Source organism: Haladaptatus sp. DYSN1 (assembly GCF_029489995.1).
GTDB lineage: Archaea > Halobacteriota > Halobacteria > Halobacteriales > Halococcaceae > QDMS2.
In genome coordinates this window covers 1718646-1734350 of sequence record NZ_CP120470.1, presented here as the reverse complement: position 1 = coordinate 1734350, position 15705 = coordinate 1718646, and the positions used below count along the sequence as shown (strand labels likewise).

17 protein-coding genes, 1 tRNA gene and 2 pseudogenes are annotated in these 15705 nt (G+C 59.8%); 14 read left to right on the top strand and 6 right to left on the bottom strand.

Annotated features, from left to right (window positions below; genetic code table 11):
* Window positions 1-104: 104 nt before the first annotated feature.
* Genes P0648_RS09290 through P0648_RS09280 form a run of 3 tightly spaced genes read left to right on the top strand, consistent with a single transcriptional unit; the run spans window position 105 to window position 4151 of the window.
* Window positions 105-3056: an FAD-binding and (Fe-S)-binding domain-containing protein gene (locus tag P0648_RS09290; protein WP_277503706.1), complete on the top strand. Its 2952-nt coding sequence runs from the start codon at window positions 105-107 to the stop codon at window positions 3054-3056.
* Between the two features lie 37 nt (window positions 3057-3093).
* Complete coding sequence (locus P0648_RS09285; protein ID WP_276247535.1) at window positions 3094-3357, top strand: DUF5827 family protein; 264 nt, start codon at window positions 3094-3096, stop codon at window positions 3355-3357.
* A complete protein-coding gene (locus P0648_RS09280; RefSeq protein WP_276247536.1) occupies window positions 3354-4151 on the top strand; it encodes an ATPase in 798 nt (265 codons plus the stop codon). The genes P0648_RS09285 and P0648_RS09280 overlap by 4 nt, the downstream gene beginning before the upstream one ends.
* Here P0648_RS09280 and P0648_RS09275 read toward each other — a convergent pair whose 3' ends face one another.
* A complete protein-coding gene (locus tag P0648_RS09275) occupies window positions 4152-4730 on the bottom strand; it encodes an MBL fold metallo-hydrolase (RefSeq protein ID WP_276247537.1) in 579 nt (192 codons plus the stop codon).
* Between the two features lie 39 nt (window positions 4731-4769).
* Complete coding sequence (locus P0648_RS09270; RefSeq protein ID WP_277503703.1) at window positions 4770-5117, bottom strand: cupin domain-containing protein; 348 nt, start codon at window positions 5115-5117, stop codon at window positions 4770-4772.
* An 83-nt stretch (window positions 5118-5200) separates the two neighbouring features.
* Between P0648_RS09270 and thyX the strand changes: the two genes are divergently transcribed.
* Window positions 5201-5944, top strand: a complete 744-nt coding sequence (gene thyX, locus P0648_RS09265) for an FAD-dependent thymidylate synthase (RefSeq protein ID WP_276247539.1) — start codon at window positions 5201-5203, stop codon at window positions 5942-5944.
* On the opposite strand, the gene P0648_RS09260 is transcribed toward thyX, so the two are convergent.
* On the bottom strand, window positions 5945-6157 hold the full coding sequence (locus tag P0648_RS09260) for a zinc ribbon domain-containing protein (protein ID WP_276247540.1): 213 nt from the start codon (window positions 6155-6157) through the stop codon (window positions 5945-5947).
* An 82-nt stretch (window positions 6158-6239) separates the two neighbouring features.
* Between P0648_RS09260 and P0648_RS09255 the strand changes: the two genes are divergently transcribed.
* From P0648_RS09255 to P0648_RS09245, 3 genes are all read left to right on the top strand, one after another.
* Window positions 6240-6413: a hypothetical protein gene (locus P0648_RS09255; protein ID WP_276247541.1), complete on the top strand. Its 174-nt coding sequence runs from the start codon at window positions 6240-6242 to the stop codon at window positions 6411-6413.
* 23 nt (window positions 6414-6436) lie between these two features.
* Entirely contained in the window at window positions 6437-6622 is a 186-nt protein-coding gene (locus tag P0648_RS09250; RefSeq protein ID WP_276247542.1) for an HVO_2922 family protein, read from the top strand.
* A gap of 87 nt (window positions 6623-6709) precedes the next feature.
* Complete coding sequence (locus P0648_RS09245; protein WP_277503701.1) at window positions 6710-7852, top strand: helix-turn-helix domain-containing protein; 1143 nt, start codon at window positions 6710-6712, stop codon at window positions 7850-7852.
* A gap of 54 nt (window positions 7853-7906) precedes the next feature.
* Here P0648_RS09245 and P0648_RS09240 read toward each other — a convergent pair.
* Window positions 7907-9135, bottom strand: a pseudogene (locus P0648_RS09240) (RNA-guided endonuclease InsQ/TnpB family protein).
* Window positions 9132-9545: an IS200/IS605 family transposase gene (gene tnpA, locus P0648_RS09235; RefSeq protein WP_276247544.1), complete on the bottom strand. Its 414-nt coding sequence runs from the start codon at window positions 9543-9545 to the stop codon at window positions 9132-9134. Before tnpA ends, P0648_RS09240 begins: the two are co-directional and overlap by 4 nt.
* A 296-nt stretch (window positions 9546-9841) precedes the next feature.
* On the opposite strand from tnpA, the gene P0648_RS09230 reads away from it, so the two are divergent.
* The 4 genes from P0648_RS09230 to P0648_RS09215 all read left to right on the top strand — a co-directional run bounded on the left by P0648_RS09230 (window position 9842) and on the right by P0648_RS09215 (window position 13054).
* Window positions 9842-9916 (top strand) — tRNA-Glu (locus P0648_RS09230).
* Window positions 9917-10260: 344 nt separating this feature from the next.
* On the top strand, window positions 10261-11346 hold the full coding sequence (locus P0648_RS09225; RefSeq protein WP_277503698.1) for an ATP-binding cassette domain-containing protein: 1086 nt from the start codon (window positions 10261-10263) through the stop codon (window positions 11344-11346).
* Window positions 11343-12182, top strand: a complete 840-nt coding sequence (locus P0648_RS09220) for an ABC transporter permease (protein ID WP_276247568.1) — start codon at window positions 11343-11345, stop codon at window positions 12180-12182. Before P0648_RS09225 ends, P0648_RS09220 begins: the two co-directional genes overlap by 4 nt.
* 248 nt (window positions 12183-12430) lie before the next feature.
* The gene (locus P0648_RS09215; RefSeq protein ID WP_277503694.1) at window positions 12431-13054 is read left to right on the top strand and encodes an NUDIX hydrolase; all 624 of its coding nucleotides are present in this window, start codon (window positions 12431-12433) and stop codon (window positions 13052-13054) included.
* A gap of 518 nt (window positions 13055-13572) precedes the next feature.
* Here P0648_RS09215 and P0648_RS09210 read toward each other — a convergent pair.
* Window positions 13573-13944, bottom strand: a pseudogene (locus P0648_RS09210) (transposase); the annotation flags it as partial.
* Window positions 13945-14217: 273 nt separating this feature from the next.
* Between P0648_RS09210 and P0648_RS09205 the strand changes: the two are divergent.
* The 3 genes from P0648_RS09205 to P0648_RS09195 all read left to right on the top strand — a co-directional run bounded on the left by P0648_RS09205 (window position 14218) and on the right by P0648_RS09195 (window position 15652).
* Window positions 14218-14586 carry a cupin domain-containing protein gene (locus tag P0648_RS09205; protein ID WP_277503693.1) on the top strand — a complete coding sequence of 123 codons (369 nt, stop codon included), beginning with the start codon at window positions 14218-14220 and terminating at the stop codon, window positions 14584-14586.
* 469 nt (window positions 14587-15055) lie between these two features.
* On the top strand, window positions 15056-15253 hold the full coding sequence (locus tag P0648_RS09200; RefSeq protein WP_276247572.1) for a hypothetical protein: 198 nt from the start codon (window positions 15056-15058) through the stop codon (window positions 15251-15253).
* Window positions 15254-15337: 84 nt separating this feature from the next.
* A complete protein-coding gene (locus tag P0648_RS09195) occupies window positions 15338-15652 on the top strand; it encodes a hypothetical protein (protein WP_277503692.1) in 315 nt (104 codons plus the stop codon).
* Window positions 15653-15705: the final 53 nt, after the last annotated feature.

Below are 15705 nucleotides of genomic sequence, written 5' to 3'. Positions count from 1 at the left end.
AGCAAAACTGCGGTGTCGTTTAACTGGAAGGGGGAACTCGACTGTTCGCAAATGTGTGCGCAACGACAGCATTTATCTCACTCAACCAAGTACCGAAAGGCAATATGGCCACGAAAGATGCTGAAGGTTCGGTGTCGTCGCCTGCCGAACATAACGCGCTGGCCGCGGCGCTCTCAGACGCAGTCCGGGGAGACGTTCGATTCGACGAGTACTCGCAGGTGCTCTACGCCACGGACGGGAGTATCTACAAAGCCCGGCCCGCTGGCGTCGTGTTCCCAGAAGACGTCGAAGACGTTCAGGCGGCAGTACGCACGGCGACCGAACACGACACGCCGATTCTTCCGCGCGGAACCGGGTCGTCGCTCGCGGGGCAAGCCGTGGGCCCGGGGTGTGTCGTCCTCGACCTGACCCGGCACATGGACGAAATTCTGGACGTGGACCCCGACGCGCAACTGACCACCGTGCAACCGGGCGTCGTCCAGGACCACCTTGACAATCACCTCTCACAGTGGGGACTCAAGTTCGCCCCCGACCCCGCCTCCTCGAACCGGGCGACGGTCGGCGGGTCCATCGGGAACAACTCGACGGGGGCGCACTCGGTGCGCTACGGCATCACCGACGCCTACACGGAGGAACTGAAAGTCGTCCTCGCAGACGGGTCGCTCATCCACACCCGCGACGTGGTCCTCGACAGTCCGGAGTGGGACGACATCGTTGCACAGGACACGCTCGAAGCCCGCATCTACGAGACGGTGCGGGCGCTCGTCGAGGAGAACGAGGCGGAAATCGAAGCGCGCTACCCGACGCTCAAGCGGTCGGTGAGCGGCTACAACCTCCACAAGGTCATCCGCGAGCAAGATGGCGAACGGGTCATCAATCTCTCGAAACTCCTGGTCGGGTCGGAGGGTACCCTCGGCGTCGTCGTGGAAGCGACGCTCTCGCTCGTGACGAAACCCGAGGAGACGGCGCTCGTCCTCTACTGCTTCGACGAGTTGACCGACGCGATGGCCGCGGTGCCAGTCGCGCTCGAATACGACGCCGGCGCGGTCGAACTCATGGACTCGGAGGTGTTTCGCCTCGCCCGTGAGTCAGAGGAGTACGCCCAGTACGCAGACCCCATCCCAAAACGCGCGAAGGCGGCGCTCATGCTCGAATTCGATTCTGAGTGCCACGACGACTTCGAGGCGGCCATCGCCGCGACCAACGAGCGATTCCTCGAAAACGGCACGGCGTTCGACGCTATCGAGGCGTACACTCCAGAGGCGCAGGGCGACCTCTGGAAGCTTCGGAAGGCGGCGATTCCGCTCCTGATGAGCTTACAGGGCGACGCCAAACCCTACCCGTTCATCGAGGACGCGACAGTGCCTCCCGAGGAACTCAAAGAGTACGTCAAAGAGTTCGAGCAGGTGCTCGAAAATCATGGTACATCTGCGGCCTACTTCGCCCACGCCGGGAGTGGGACGCTCCACATCCGGCCGATTCTCTCGCTCAAAGAGGAGGAGGGCATCGAGAAGATGCACTCCATCGCCGAAGACGTGACTGACCTCGTGCTCGAACGAAACGGCTCCTTCTCGGGCGAACACGGCGACGGTCTTGCGCGGACGGAGTTCAACCCGAAGATGTACGGCCCGCAGTTGTGGGCAGCATTCCAGGACCTGAAGACGGCGTTCGACCCCGAGTGGCTCATGAACCCGGGGAAGGTCGTCTTCGGCGACGAGGTGACGGACATGCGCGAGAACCTGCGCTATGGGGCGCAGTACAGTTCCATCGAGCCACAGACGGCCCAGGACTTTTCGGACGAGGGTGGGTTTTCGCACCTGGTCGAACTGTGTAACGGCTGTGGCACCTGCCGCCAGACGGACACGGGGACGATGTGCCCGACGTGGCGCGCCTCGAAAGAGGAGATTCAGACCACTCGCGGTCGAGCGAACCTGTTGCGGGCGGCCATCAGCGGCGACCTGCCCGAAGAGGAACTGTACTCAGAACAGTTCCACGAGGAAGTCCTGGACCTCTGTGTCGGGTGTAAAGGCTGTATGACCGACTGCCCGACGGGCGTGGACATGGCGAAGCTCAAAGCCGAGGTGAAACACCAGACCCACCAGAAGAAGGGTACCTCACCCCGCGAGCGACTCTTCGCCGACATCGAGCAGTTCTCCAAGCTGGGGAGTGCGCTCGCGCCCATCTCGAACTGGGCGACGGAACTGCCCGGCGCGCGGACGGTCATGGAGAAGACCCTCGGCATCGCGAAAGACCGCGACCTGCCGCACTTCGAGCGCGAGTCGTTCCGCGACTGGTACGCAAAGCGCGGGCCAAAGGTTCCGACCAAGGACGCCACCCACCGTGTGCTCCTGTTCCCGGACACGTACATGAACTACGCCTCGCCAGAAATCGGAAAGGCCGCCGTGCGCGTCCTCGAAGCCGGCGGCTGTCACGTGAAACTGCCCAAAGAAACGACTGCGACGGGTCGAGCAGCCTACTCGAAGGGGTTCCTCGACAAGGCAAAAGAACAGGCGCAGACGAACGTCCGGGCGCTCGCCCCGCAGGTCACCGACGGCTGGTCGGTCGTATTCGCAGAGCCCTCCGACGCCGTCATGTTCCAGGACGAGTACCGCGACTTGCTTCCCGGCGACGAAGCCTGCGAAGCAGTCTCGCGGGCGACCTACGGCGTCTGTGAGTTCATAGACCGCCTCCAGGTGGACGAGGAGATGTCGTTCGACGACCCGCGCGAATCCATCGCGTATCACGGCCACTGCAACCAGAAGGCGGTCAAGCGCGACCACCACGCCGTGGGCGTGCTGCGTCGGGCGGGCTACGACGTAGACCCACTCGATTCGGGGTGCTGTGGGATGGCCGGGAGCTTCGGCTACGAAGCAGAACACTACGACCTCTCGAAGGCAATCGGCCGGTTGCTGTTCGAGAAGGTAGACGAGAGTCCGGCCTCGCAGGTGGTCGCCCCCGGTGCGTCCTGTCGCACCCAGCTTGGGGAGCGAGAGGGCGAAGGCGAAGACCGGCCTCCACACCCAATCGAGAAGGTGGCCGAGGCGCTCGCCCGGTAGCGGGACGTTTTATTTGCTCGAACGCCAAGCGCCGGCCATGCCACGCGACAAAGACGCGTTCGAGAACATTCGACCGCTCGATTTCCGCTCGCCAGCCGAAGTGCTCGACGACGACAAGATGTACACTGTCTTCGAGATCGCGCGGATGCTCCAGGGCTTAGAACCGGACCACGACCTCGACTACGACACGGAGGACGTCCTCCTCTCGTGGGCGATTCCGTGGGTCATGGTGAACGCAGACGAACTGTCGTTCGCCGACCCACAATCCGACGAGGACCCCGGGTTCTACGGCCTGCGATGAACCTGCTCGTCGCCGGCAGCGACCAGGTGGACGCGGGAAAGACCACCTTCTCGGTCGGCCTGCTTCGCTACATCGACGGCACCGGCTTCAAGCCACGCGCCGGCAACGACCACTGGTTCGACCACGACGACTACCTCGTGGCCGTCTCCGAAGGACGGTTGTACGGCAAGGACGCCAGCCGACTGGCCGAGGCGAGCGCCGCGGACGTAACGCCCGAGGACATCAACCCAGTCCATCGGCTGTGGCGACCGGCTCCCGGCGGGGGCGCAGGGCTGCTCGGCCGACAGGACCGCGAGTTCGTCTGCGACCGGGCCGGCGACGCGATGGTCGTGAACGCGACGGCCGAAGTTCCCGGCGAAGTGGCCGACCTGCTCGCAGACGCCATCGAAATCTCGACCGTCGAAGAACTGAACGAGGCGATGAGTCGCCATCACCTGCCCGCGCTCGAAGCCTGCGCGAAGCGCGTCGCAGAGACTGAGCGCGTCGTCGTCGAATCCTACGCTGACATCGCCAGACCGCTTCGGGGCTACGAGGCGGACGCGGTGGCCATCGTCGAACCCGGCAGAGCGCGCATTTACGACGGGGCGCGCTACGCGAAGGCCTGTGGAGTCGCGGGGAACAGCCCCCGTGAAGGACAGTTAGAAGAAGTCGTAAGCGGCGTCGTCGAACTCATCGAACCGCGGGCAAGCGTATCCTTGCCGGCGCTCGACTCGGAAACGCGAACCGACCCGGACGCCGTGTGCGAGGCGTACGAAGTCGCCTACGAGGCGCTCGTCGCGGTGGCGCTCGACTGACTACTGCATTCGCGCCATGCGGGCGCTCAGTTCGATATCGTCGTAAGGGTTGCTCGTGATGCTCGGGCCGTGGCCGACGTGCATGACCGAGAGTGATGAGTCGAGCGTCGCGATGAGTCGCTCGATGGATTTGATGAGCAGTTCGCGGTCGCCCTCCGGGAGGTCTGTCCGGCCGAAGCTCCCGTTCTGGAACACGAGGTCGCCCGCGAACAGGACGCTCGCCGTGGGGGAGTGAAAGCAGAGGTGGTCGTTTTTGTGGCCCGGCGTGTGGAGTGCGGTGTAGTCGTCGTCGCCGAGTTGCACCGTCTCGCCGTCTTCGATTGCGTGGTCGACGAACGGGGAGTCGGGGTCGTAGCCCCACACGTCCACGTCGAAGGCGTTTTTGACGGCGGTGACGTTGCCGACGTGGTCGGGGTGGGTGTGCGTGAGGACGATAGCGTCTAAGTCCTCGGTGCGCTCTTCGAGTTTGCTCACGACGTCGAAACCGCTGCCGGGGTCTACGAGGACGGTGCGTTCACCGCTCACGAGAAAGACGTTGCTGGTGAATGCCTGCACGCCCTGGGCGAGGTTCGATATCATATCCGACCCATCGAAGGGGCGGGGTTTGATTGTGTCGCTCTATTGAGGCGGCCGGCCCGCTCCGGCGATGACGAGGCGGGCGCGTTCCTCGCCGGTGTTTTCGACCTGTCGCGTGTCCCCGGGATCGACGCGAAGGGCTTCGTTCTCGCCGAGGAAGACGCGCTCGTTGTCGACCGTGACCGTCACCTCGCCGTCGACGACGCAGTAAACCTCCTCCTGGCCGTCGCCCGCGTGGTCGTGGACCTTGTTCTTCCCGCCGGGTTCGAGTTCCATCACCGAGAGGCCGAGCGCCTCGGTTTCGAGCGAGTTGCGGAACATCCACATCCCACCGAACTCTTCGGGAATGAGCGAATCCACGTCGTCTGCGGTCGATTTCTTGTAGCCCATGGGCGGGCGTACACATGGCGCTAACTTGAACGACGTGGCCGAAATCCCGCAGAATTATCTGTCCTCCCTGCGCGCCTTTGGGTATGAAAGTTCGTCTGCTCGAAGCCACCGACAATCCGGAGGAACTCATCTGCACTGCGGCGCGAAACGACTACATGGCTGACTTCGTCGGCGACACCTCCTTCGAGGACATCATGAAGAACGTGAAAGGCGACTCGCTGGAGGCGAAAAAGCGCACCCTCATCGGCCACCTGCTCAACCACGGCCACTTCGGCCCGTTCGAACACGTCCAGGCCACGTTCGCCGTCGAGGGTATCAGTCGGTCGTGTATGGCTCAGATTACGCGCCACCGCCACGTTTCGTTCGACGTCCAGTCAATGCGCTACGTCGCCTTCGACGACGTCGACGTAGAAGACGTCGCCGCCGGTGAGATGGTCGTCTGGCCCCCCTCTGCGACGGACAAAAACTGGGTTGGTCGCAACCAGAAGACCGGCGAGGTCACAGACGAGATGATGGAAAAACGCGAGGAACTGTTCCGCGAGTCCGTCACGAACTCCGTCCAGACCTACCAGGACCTCCTCGACCTCGGGATGCCCCCCGAAGACGCCCGCTTCGTCCTCCCAATCGGGACGGAGGTCAACATGGTCATGTCGATGAACGCCCGGATGCTCATGCACGTCGCCGACATGCGCGCGGCCGCAGACAGTCAGTGGGAGATTCGCGACCTGACCAATCAGGTCCTCGACCTCGCCGCCGAGTGGTGTCCGCTCACCTTCGAGCATTATAACGAGAAGATGAAGGGTCGGAAGAACCGCCTCGCGCCGTAGTCAGCCGAAAAAGAGGTCGAGCATGTTGCCCTTCGACTGGCCGCGGTACAGCTCCGTGTAGCCGCAGTTGGTACAGGTAATCGCCTGGAAACTGCGATTCTGAATGTCGAACATCTTCGAGAGCCCGGTGCCGGAGGTGGCGATTTTGTCGGTCGAGACTTCGTCGTGACCACACTTGATGCAGCCACGTTTGTCGTCCACTGGAGGCGTCATACACCGGACACCTCTCGGGCGAGTGGTAAATACTTCTGGGTGCGGGGAAACGATTACGTCGCGCGATTTCGAACCGTGAACCATGGCCACTGGAAGCATCTTCTTCGTAATCATCCTGCTCGCCATCGCCGTACCGCTCGTCCTCTACTTTTTCATCCAGTCTGAGACCGCAGACCAGCCGGTGATGAAACGCGAGGACGCAGAGCGCAAAGCTCGGACGGAGTACGAGGACACGAACGACGCGAAGCGGCGATAGCTACGGAGCACCTCTCTTTCTGTATGCAGAAGGCGACGTTCGAACTGTACCGAGATGCCGAGGACGACTATCGCTGGCGGCTGGTTCACGCCAACGGGAATATCCTCGCAGACAGCGGCGAAGGGTACGCGAGCAAACAAAAGGCGCGACAGGGAATCGAGAGTGTGAAGAAAAACGCACAGAGCGCACCTGTCGAAGACCATTCCTGACCGGGCGTCGCGTCCATCGATTTGCTGGTCTGCCGATACATGTAGAGTCACAGCACTTTTATAGCGACCAAGTAAGGTTTAGGTTAGATGAAAGGGCTGTCTGCGGCGTGTCTCGCGTTCCTCCTCGTCTTCGCGGCGACAGCGCCAGCAGTTGCCGCTCCGCCCGACAACCCGGAGGGTTCTTCGGGCTCGATCGCCGCGGCTCAGGAGTTCGACCGGACGGAGTTCATCGTCGAAATCTACGAAAACGGCTCGGCGCGATGGACGTTCTCTTATCGATGGACGCTGGAGACGGACGAAGACCGCCAGCAGTTCAACCAGTACGCAACCGAGTTCAACGAAAACGAGACTGAGCTCTACAAACAGTTCCAGAATCAGTCACAGGCGCTCGCCACTTCCGGCGAGCAGGCGACCGGGCGGACGATGAGCGCGAGCGACTTCTCGAAACAGGCGTACGTGAGCGAACTCGGCAACGAAGGCATCGTCGAGATGCAGTTCACCTGGTCTAACTTCGCCCAGACGGGCGACGACCAGGTCGTCGTCGGCGACGTCTTCGAAGGCGGCCTCTATATCGGTCCGAATCAGTCGTTCGTCATCAAACACGACGGGCCACTCCAGTTCGCTGAGGCGGAACCGGAACCCGGCGCGGTGTCAGGCGGGTCTCTTGCCACCAGCGACTCGCTGACCTGGTTCGAAGACACCCAGTTCGCAGACCAGCAACCCCGTGTCGTCCTCGCGCCCCCGGGCAGCGACCTAGGCCAGACCACGACCGATGACAGCATCGTGCCCGAACAGAGCGGAAACTTCCCGCTCATCCCGGCCGCCGTCGTGTTCTTCCTGCTCGCTATCGCCGCCGGCGCGTTCGCCTACCGTTCGGGCGCGTTCCCAACCCGCGGTGGCGGTGGAAGCGGCGGAGCAGGTGCAGGTGCCATTAAGAAGTCGTCCGGCGGCGGTACGTCCTCACCCACCCCCGCCGCGGCCGCCGTCGCGGACGACGAACTGCTAACCGACGAGGACCGCGTCCTCAAGATGCTCCAGGACAACGGCGGGCGCATGCGCCAAGTCAACATCGTCGACGAGACCGGATGGTCGAAGTCGAAAGTCAGCATGCTCCTCTCGGACATGGAAGACGACGGCCTCATCAGCAAACTCCGGATGGGCCGCGAGAACATCGTCAGTCTCTCCGGCCAGGAGCCAGAGGCGACCCGCTCTGCGCTCGACGATGAGTGACAGAGGTTATCGCAATACGGCGGCCCGGAAGCGGAACTGGTGAACTACCCCGCCCTACGCACTACGTGCGTTGAGAACGGGGCTTCCTGTTTCTACGACGAGGCTTGCAGACGCCACCGTAGCGTCCACAGCGGCCTCAGTCTCCGCAGGCGTTGATTCGGGCAGTCCCTGCCCTACGTCAGAAAACGCACGCTGAAGAATGTTGTACGCCGCATTCAGGTCACGGTCGCACTCAAATCCACACGACGGACACGAGTGGTCACGAACCCACAACGGCTTCTCGGACGATACGCCACACTGACTACACTCTTTGGTCGTGCCACGAGAGTTTACCTTCACGACGTGCGTACCGGCACTCTCAGCCTTGTACGCTAACATATCGATGAAGGTTCGCCAAGCGGCGTGAGAAACGTTCTGACTGTTTCGTAATTTCTCCAACAAGCCAGTGATGTTGAGGTCTTCGACGGCGATGAAGTCGTGGTTCTTCACGTACCACGACGACAGTTTATGCAGAAAGTCTCGGCGCTGATTGCCGAGGCGGGCGTGCGCCTGTGCAACCACAACCCGTTGCTTCTCGTAGTTATTCGACCCTTTCTGCATTCGAGACAACTTCCGCTGTTCTCGGGCGAGGCGGTTGCACGCTTCGGAGAAGTCAGGGAACCCAACCGAGAGATTGTTGGAATCGTGCGTGTACTTGAGGATTCCCACGTCGATGCCGACAGGGTTCTCCACATCGTCAAGCGGTTTCGGTTGAGGAGTATTTTGTTCAGTTTCGATGCCGAAGATAGCCCACCATGTCCCTGTGGAGTCTCGCTTGATTTTGACCTGTTTGATGGCCGCAGACTCGGGGATTTCTCGGTGATAGCGAATCGGCACGTCGCCAATCTTCGAGAGTCTGAGTCGGTCGTTTCGAGTCCCAGTCTCGATGAGTTTGAACCCAGATTGATTGTACGTGAACGTCTTGTACCAGCCCACTCCTTTGTAACGGAGTCGTCCGACCCTACGACCATTCTTCTTCGCTCCCGAGAGCGTTGAGAGATTGTCGTAGAGGCGTTTGACGACCATCTGGACACCTTCGAGTGGACGTTCTTTAGGTCTGGCCACTCGTTGCGTTTGAGGTCAGGGAGTGTTCCCTGTAGGTCGTAGCGACTCGGAATCTCATCCGCTTCATTGAGTTGGCTGAGGAAGTGGTTGTACACCTGTCTACAGGTATCGAGCGTCCACGCTAACTGGTCTTCTTGCGAAGGCGTGGGTTCGAGTCGATACTTGTAGTTGTAGTTCATACGTTCTCGATGCGCTGGTTCTCTACGTACTGTGTCAGCACGTCAAGTGAGACTTGCCCGGTACTGACGAGGCAGTAGGACTGACTCCAGAAGGAGTCCCCGCAGAGTTTGTCACCGAGTTGGTCGCCATACTCGTTGCGGATTCGCCGGGAGGTCGAGCCTTTGAGCGTGTTGACGAACTTGGCGAGGTCGGTTGTGGGGGTTGCTGAGAACAGCAGGTGAATGTGGTCGTTTGCAGCTTCGAGATTGAGGATTTCAATCCCATAGTTGTCTGCAAAGCCATCGATGCATGTCCGAAGGAAGCCCTCGATTTCCTCGGTGAATACGTCTCGTCGGTATTTTGTGACGAGGATGAGGTGGTAGTGGAGTGCATATTTCGAATGCCCTCCTGATTCAAGGTCGTACTTCATTCGGTTACGTTGAAAATACAGTACCCAAATGCTTGAAGGTTTGTGCGTAATTGTAAAACTCTTATTTAGGCAAGTGTACGGCTGTGTCCCGTCCTACTCGCTTCTTGAGGATGGTGATGTGACCAGTTGAAATTCAACTCATCGAGCGGAGAGAGTCTATGTACAAAATCGCCCGAGTGAGTCGTGTTTACACAGTCAGAAAATTTCAAGGGTTTTTTATACAACCACGTCCTCCAAACGAGTAAGGACGCCCCGTCACTGGCGCAAAAGCGCGTGATGGAAGTCCCGTGTGATCGGCTCCGTTGGTGTAGTCCGGCCAATCATCTTGCCCTCTCACGGCAAGGACCAGGGTTCGAATCCCTGACGGAGCATTTCTCTCGAACTCAATCGCCAAGCGAAGCCTGTCCTTCGGCGTGCAGGAATGGAGAGGTCGTTGACGCACGACGATGGGTGAGTTGGTAGGTCCAATTGTACAGTAGTTGAGACCAATCGAGGCCGTTCGGTGGACACTTTCACTCCGCACTTGGCGCAGGTATATCGGCGCAATGCTCGTAGGAATATTACGGAGAATCAGCGTGGAAACTATCCAGTTACGTGCCGAGAGGTTGGTGACCAGAACCAACAGCAAGCGCACAAGCAACAGCAATCCAACGGGCAGTCCGGGGACTCGTCGCGCCGTGAGTGACAGACTACGCGGTACCGCGAGGGGGTACGCATGACCGAACACCAGACGCAACACCAATCAACAGAAAGAGAGGGAGCTGCAACCGAACCGGAGTTCGCGCCGCCAACATCGACGGCTCACTACGGCGATTCGGAACTCGAAACCTCCAACCGGGAATCGACGTTCGCCATCGAAGTGACTGGCTTACAGAAGTCCTTCGGAGAGACGCGAGCGGTAGACAGTCTCGACCTTCGAATCCCCCGAGGCTCCGTCTACGGACTGTTGGGGCCGAACGGTGCGGGCAAGACGACTGTCATCCGAATCCTCACGACGTTGCTTCGTCCAGACGCCGGAACCGCAACCGTGCTCGGCCACGACGTGGTTCGTGAGGCCACACGCGTTCGCGAGCGAGTGAGCTTGACCGGCCAGTTCGCCTCGGTCGACGAAGACCTCACCGGCCGTGAGAATCTCGTCCTCGTCGCCCGTCTCCTCGGCTTCTCGTGGCGTGATGCGAAGGTGCGCGCCGACGAACTGCTCTCTGCATTCGGTCTGAGCGACGCCGCCACGCGGCAGGTTCGAACGTACTCGGGGGGGATGCGACGGCGACTCGACATCGCAGCGAGTCTCGTCGTCACGCCAGATGTGCTGTTCCTGGACGAACCGACGACTGGGCTCGACCCACGCAGTCGGAATCAGGTCTGGGCAATCATCCGAGCCATCGCTGCCGAGGGGACTACGGTCCTCCTCACCACGCAGTACCTCGACGAGGCAGACCGACTCGCAGACCGCCTTGCCGTCATCGACAACGGCCGAGTTATCGCCGAGGGGACGAGCCGCGAGTTGAAGGCAGCCCTGGGTGCGAGCACCCTCCACATCCGCCTTCGAGACCCAGCGCGGAGGACGGACGCAGAAACCGTTCTGAACGAACTGACCGGTGTGAGCGTCCACAACGGCGCTGACCGCGATGCGCTCGTCGCGAGCGTCCCCTTCGACGAGGAGGCGACGTCGGTGCTACAGGCGCTCTCGAACGCGGGCGTGCAGGTCGCCGAATTCTCTCTCGGACAGGCGAGCCTCGATGAGGTGTTCCTCGCACTCACGGGACGGCCTGCTGAAGAGACCGCGGAGGGACTTGCATGAGCACAGAGACGACGCCATCGGCCGCAATCGTCGAGGAGGAACTCGAGGGAGTCTTCTCCCGTATCGAGCGACCCCGCCGACCTGGCGCAGTCTCTGCCTCGCTCACGCTTGGCTGGCGTGCACTGTTGAAGATCAAGCACGTGCCGTTCCAACTCTTCGACGTCACGGCGTTCCCGCTCATGTCCACCATCCTGTTTACGTTCCTCTTCGGTGGTGCGCTCGCGGGGTCTCCACAGGAATACATCCAGTTCCTGCTGCCAGGCATCCTCGTTCAGGCCATCGTGTTCGTCACCGTCTACACGGGCGTTGGCCTCAACACGGACATCGACAAGGGATTGTTCGACCGCTTCCAGTCGCTCCCTATCTGGCAGCCTGCGCCGCTCGTCGGGGCGCTCCTCGGTGATATCCTCCGGTACTCGATTGCCGCGTTCATGGTCGTCGGCCTCGGCGTGATTCTTGGATTCCGCCCCGAAGCCGGGTTCGCGGGCGTGTTGCTCGCGCTGGCGCTCGTGCTCGTCTTCGCGTTCAGTCTCTCGTGGATCTGGATCGTCGTCGGGTTACTCGTCGACACGCCGGAGTCGGTCATGACGACGAGTTTCCTGTTGCTGTTCCCGATTACGTTCGTGAGCAACATCTTCGTCGACCCCGCGACGATGCCAGCGTGGCTCCAGACCGTGGTCGGCGTGAATCCCGTCACGCACCTCGTCGACGCCGCTCGCGGTCTCATGCACGGGACCGTCGTCTTCGCCGATGTCGCGTGGGTACTCGGCGTCTCTGCCGTCATCGTCGCTGTGTTCGGGCCGCTGGCCCTCCACCTGTACCGCACGGAGCGATGATCGAGAGACCGTCCTGACCGACATTACCTGCAAGACGGTCCGGTTGGTTGGCTGTCGAAACGCAGTCCACTCCGCGATGACGTCGCCAGTGGCAACATTCAATGAAGAAGAATTGGACGAATAAGGGAAAATAGAGAATTTTTGTCATTTCTAGTTCACCTGTAATTGTTTTTGAATTGTGAATTCAAAGTCCATGGAAGAAGGATAGTCACAATGCATTTACTTGGGTGTCACGTTGTGTCAAAGGAATGCGGTTGAGTCTCCCTGAACGCGCACACGAGCTACTCTCGAGTCACGACGTTCCGCTGGAGATCGTGACGCTGAGTGAACCGCATGCCTTCCCGGAGAACGAACTCATCGTGACAGGCATCGCGAAACGCGACGGGGAAACCCTGTTCGTGAAGAACACGAAACCCGACCGAGAATGGGAACTTCCGAGTGGCACTGTCGAAGACGGGGAATCTCTGGAAGAAGCGATGCATCGAGAGTTCCTCGAAGAGACCGGCTGTCCAGTCGAAGAGTCAGAACCGGTAATGGTGTTGGTGTGGGCGTTCCCCGACAGTCTCCTCACGCAAGTCATCTACCACATCACGTGTGGGCCTCAAGAAGGAGAAACCGTGGACGAGATAGCGGAAACCCGCTGGATGGACGAAATTCCTGCCGACGTTTCGTTCGGGTCGATCAGCCGAGAAGCCTTCGAGGACTTGCTGGAGTTAGACAATGAGGATGCACTCTCACGGCTTCGCGACCTGCTAGATGGCCCAATTAAGTCACGGAAATCGTTGGCCGCTGGCGCCGCAACCGGGGGGCTTGCTGTCCTGGCCTTAGCACACCGGTACCTTCCACGGAAAGAATCCCCGACAGAAGAGTAAAATAACGGGGACACTCATCCAGGTACCACGCAGTTCGCATCCGACACCTAGAACAAACAACGATTGCTTGCCACGACACCCTGTGGTTCCGTGCGTGCGGTCTGACAGCAGTCAGGGAGGCAACAGCGGTCGTGCTACATAATGGATACAAGCGGGTCAGGGGCGAGCCAGCACTCTTGACCCAATCGGATCGTTCGAGAATGAGTGTGGATTGACCACTTCGAACACTCCCTGTTTTCAGAGGAACGTATTTCTCGCTGTAGATGAAACACAGTGTATGGTTTCTTATCTGTCACTTGCGGTGGGGATATTTGCGCTGTGGGTTGGCTGGACATTCTATGCAACCCCCCAAACTGCCTTTCGGAGACGCCACTGGCCATTCCATCCAGAAGGCAATGGACTGACTGAAGAAGGTGAGTACTCCTACCGAGTTCTCGGGGTGTTCTTTCTCATCACCGGTGTGGGTCTCGTGCTGTGGGGAGTACTCGTCTGAGTGACCGCACCGCTGGGTTGGGATATTAGGGTTTGCAGTCTACCACTTGTTCGCTCGGTGAGAATCCGCGAGTCAAGTCATGAAGGTAGACTCCGGGCTGTGCCAACCAGCCGGTACTCCTATCCCCACCCACACTGGCCGGAGACTCGGAGTTACGTTGATTGATACTTAGACGGATGTTCTCCGCTCCGTTCACGTCAGCGTTGAACGCTGCATCACACCCTTCACAGACGTACAGGCCACGCTCGACACGCTGGCGGTCGTCCTCTCTACCACAGACGCTACACGTCTTGCTCGTGTCGCGCTCCGACACTTCCACGACTTCGATGCCCTCGACTTTCGCCTTGTAGGTGAGTATCTTCGTGAAGGAGTCGAACGCCCACCCGTGCCGGTCGAGCATCTCATCCACTTGGCTGTGGTTGACGATTTTCGCCCGGTGGATTCGGTGGACTTCCAGCATTCTGAACGCCTGTATAAGCACGTATACTCACGTCTCTTGTAACGATTCGGTCTGGGAACGATGGAATATCCGACCCTGCCATCGACGGTGGATTGTGGAGGAATTGTCGGATTCATCCTGACCCTAAAGGGTCAGGTATTCTCCTTGATTCTGTATAAGTGGTGGCTACTTTTCTCTCTTCAGTCCGTATTATATAAACTGGATTCACCCATGCCTGGCTATGTTACGAACATCGAACGTGAGACACAGAACAACGATGACTTTCGCCATGTCCTGTTCACCGCTGACCACGTCCAATTAGTCCTCATGACCCTCCGTCCGGGTGCGGACATCGGACTCGAAACCCACCCCAACATCGACCAGTTCATCCGCGTTGAGTCAGGGACGGCGACGGCCGTCCTTGACGGCGAGGAGTCGAGGCTCGGTGACGGTGACGTCATTGTAATCCCTGCTGGCACTGAACATAACGTCACGAATACGGCTGATAACGAACCGCTCCGGTTGTACACGTTATACAGTCCACCCGCCCACCCAGACGGTACCGTCCAAGCGACGAAACCACAGGATGAACGGCACTGATACGGCGACTACACACGACCACCCAACGGAGATTTGAGTCGTGTTGTTCGCCGGCCACTCGCGCTTTGCCGAAAAGACTGAAAATTGACACAAAGTTGCTGACTCAGCGCAGTCAGTTAGCCTGATCGAGACGTACTCCATCTCGTTCGCACATCAGAACGCTTTGCATAATACTTTGCATTCTGGGGACGTTTACAGGCACGGGAGGATGTCAGTGGGACTCAGAGACACTATCCTACAATGAATGAACCCTCCGACGCTCGCCGCTCTTCCTCGTCCATTCCGTCGGACTCGAAGGGCGAATCTGCTGGTCACACGAAGGGAACCGAGAGTGTCGCAGCAGACACGACGTACGGGCGTTTCGTTCTCGATTACGATTCAGAACAGCTCTCAGCTCGCGAGGCAGAGCTAGGTCTGTGTTGCAAAATACCGAACTGGGCTATATATTGGTTCGCTCGTATGCAACAGTATGCTCACAGAAGGCGAGGTTCGTGCCCGCACTGCCCTCCACGGTGAGCAGACGGTCTCTGAACTCGCAACAAGTCTTGATCTGAGTCAGCTACAAGCGGTGCTTCTTCAACTGGGATACGATATCGTTCGGGAGCCGGACGAAGCGTACGAAGAACTCGGTGCCCAGCGCATCCGTGAGCGGAGTTCCCGCGAGTGAAACGAGTGGGAGCACGGAAGACGAGCGAAGCGCGTCTTCAGGCGCGAACGCTATCTCGATCCTGAGAATCTCGTAGTCGAGGTCGTGAGTCCAGAAGATATCTTCCTGTTCAAAGCGGTTGCCGGTCGGGTGGACGACATCGAGGATCTGTTCTCGTTGCTGCAGACCGGCCTCGAGTTCGACGTCGCCGAAGCAGAACTCGAGACGCAGGTCGAACTCTTGGGCCAAGAGCTGTTCGTGACGGACGTGAACGAAGCGTTGACCGATCTTACCGACCAACACAACGTGATGACGCCGTTGCACGGCCCCGTAGCGAAGATCACCAGGCGCGTCTACGAGGAACTCGAAGTGCTGTACGCGCTTGACGACCCGAAATCTGGACCTGCACCAGGAACGTGACTGGCCTGCAGCGGACGTCCAGGAGATGGTGCAACGGCTGGAAGCAAAAGACG

Excerpts from the sequence above, each read along its gene's own strand:
- P0648_RS09290 (WP_277503706.1), top strand. The coding sequence starts at position 105 with ATGGCCACGAAAGATGCTGAAGGTTCGGTGTCGTCGCCTGCCGAACAT.
- P0648_RS09285 (WP_276247535.1), top strand. The coding sequence starts at position 3,094 with ATGCCACGCGACAAAGACGCGTTCGAGAACATTCGACCGCTCGATTTC.
- P0648_RS09280 (WP_276247536.1), top strand. The coding sequence starts at position 3,354 with ATGAACCTGCTCGTCGCCGGCAGCGACCAGGTGGACGCGGGAAAGACC.
- P0648_RS09275 (WP_276247537.1), bottom strand. The coding sequence starts at position 4,730 with ATGATATCGAACCTCGCCCAGGGCGTGCAGGCATTCACCAGCAACGTC.
- P0648_RS09270 (WP_277503703.1), bottom strand. The coding sequence starts at position 5,117 with ATGGGCTACAAGAAATCGACCGCAGACGACGTGGATTCGCTCATTCCC.
- thyX (WP_276247539.1), top strand. The coding sequence starts at position 5,201 with ATGAAAGTTCGTCTGCTCGAAGCCACCGACAATCCGGAGGAACTCATC.
- P0648_RS09260 (WP_276247540.1), bottom strand. The coding sequence starts at position 6,157 with ATGACGCCTCCAGTGGACGACAAACGTGGCTGCATCAAGTGTGGTCAC.
- P0648_RS09255 (WP_276247541.1), top strand. The coding sequence starts at position 6,240 with ATGGCCACTGGAAGCATCTTCTTCGTAATCATCCTGCTCGCCATCGCC.
- P0648_RS09250 (WP_276247542.1), top strand. The coding sequence starts at position 6,437 with ATGCAGAAGGCGACGTTCGAACTGTACCGAGATGCCGAGGACGACTAT.
- P0648_RS09245 (WP_277503701.1), top strand. The coding sequence starts at position 6,710 with ATGAAAGGGCTGTCTGCGGCGTGTCTCGCGTTCCTCCTCGTCTTCGCG.
- tnpA (WP_276247544.1), bottom strand. The coding sequence starts at position 9,545 with ATGAAGTACGACCTTGAATCAGGAGGGCATTCGAAATATGCACTCCAC.
- P0648_RS09225 (WP_277503698.1), top strand. The coding sequence starts at position 10,261 with ATGACCGAACACCAGACGCAACACCAATCAACAGAAAGAGAGGGAGCT.
- P0648_RS09220 (WP_276247568.1), top strand. The coding sequence starts at position 11,343 with ATGAGCACAGAGACGACGCCATCGGCCGCAATCGTCGAGGAGGAACTC.
- P0648_RS09215 (WP_277503694.1), top strand. The coding sequence starts at position 12,431 with ATGCGGTTGAGTCTCCCTGAACGCGCACACGAGCTACTCTCGAGTCAC.
- P0648_RS09205 (WP_277503693.1), top strand. The coding sequence starts at position 14,218 with ATGCCTGGCTATGTTACGAACATCGAACGTGAGACACAGAACAACGAT.
- P0648_RS09200 (WP_276247572.1), top strand. The coding sequence starts at position 15,056 with ATGCTCACAGAAGGCGAGGTTCGTGCCCGCACTGCCCTCCACGGTGAG.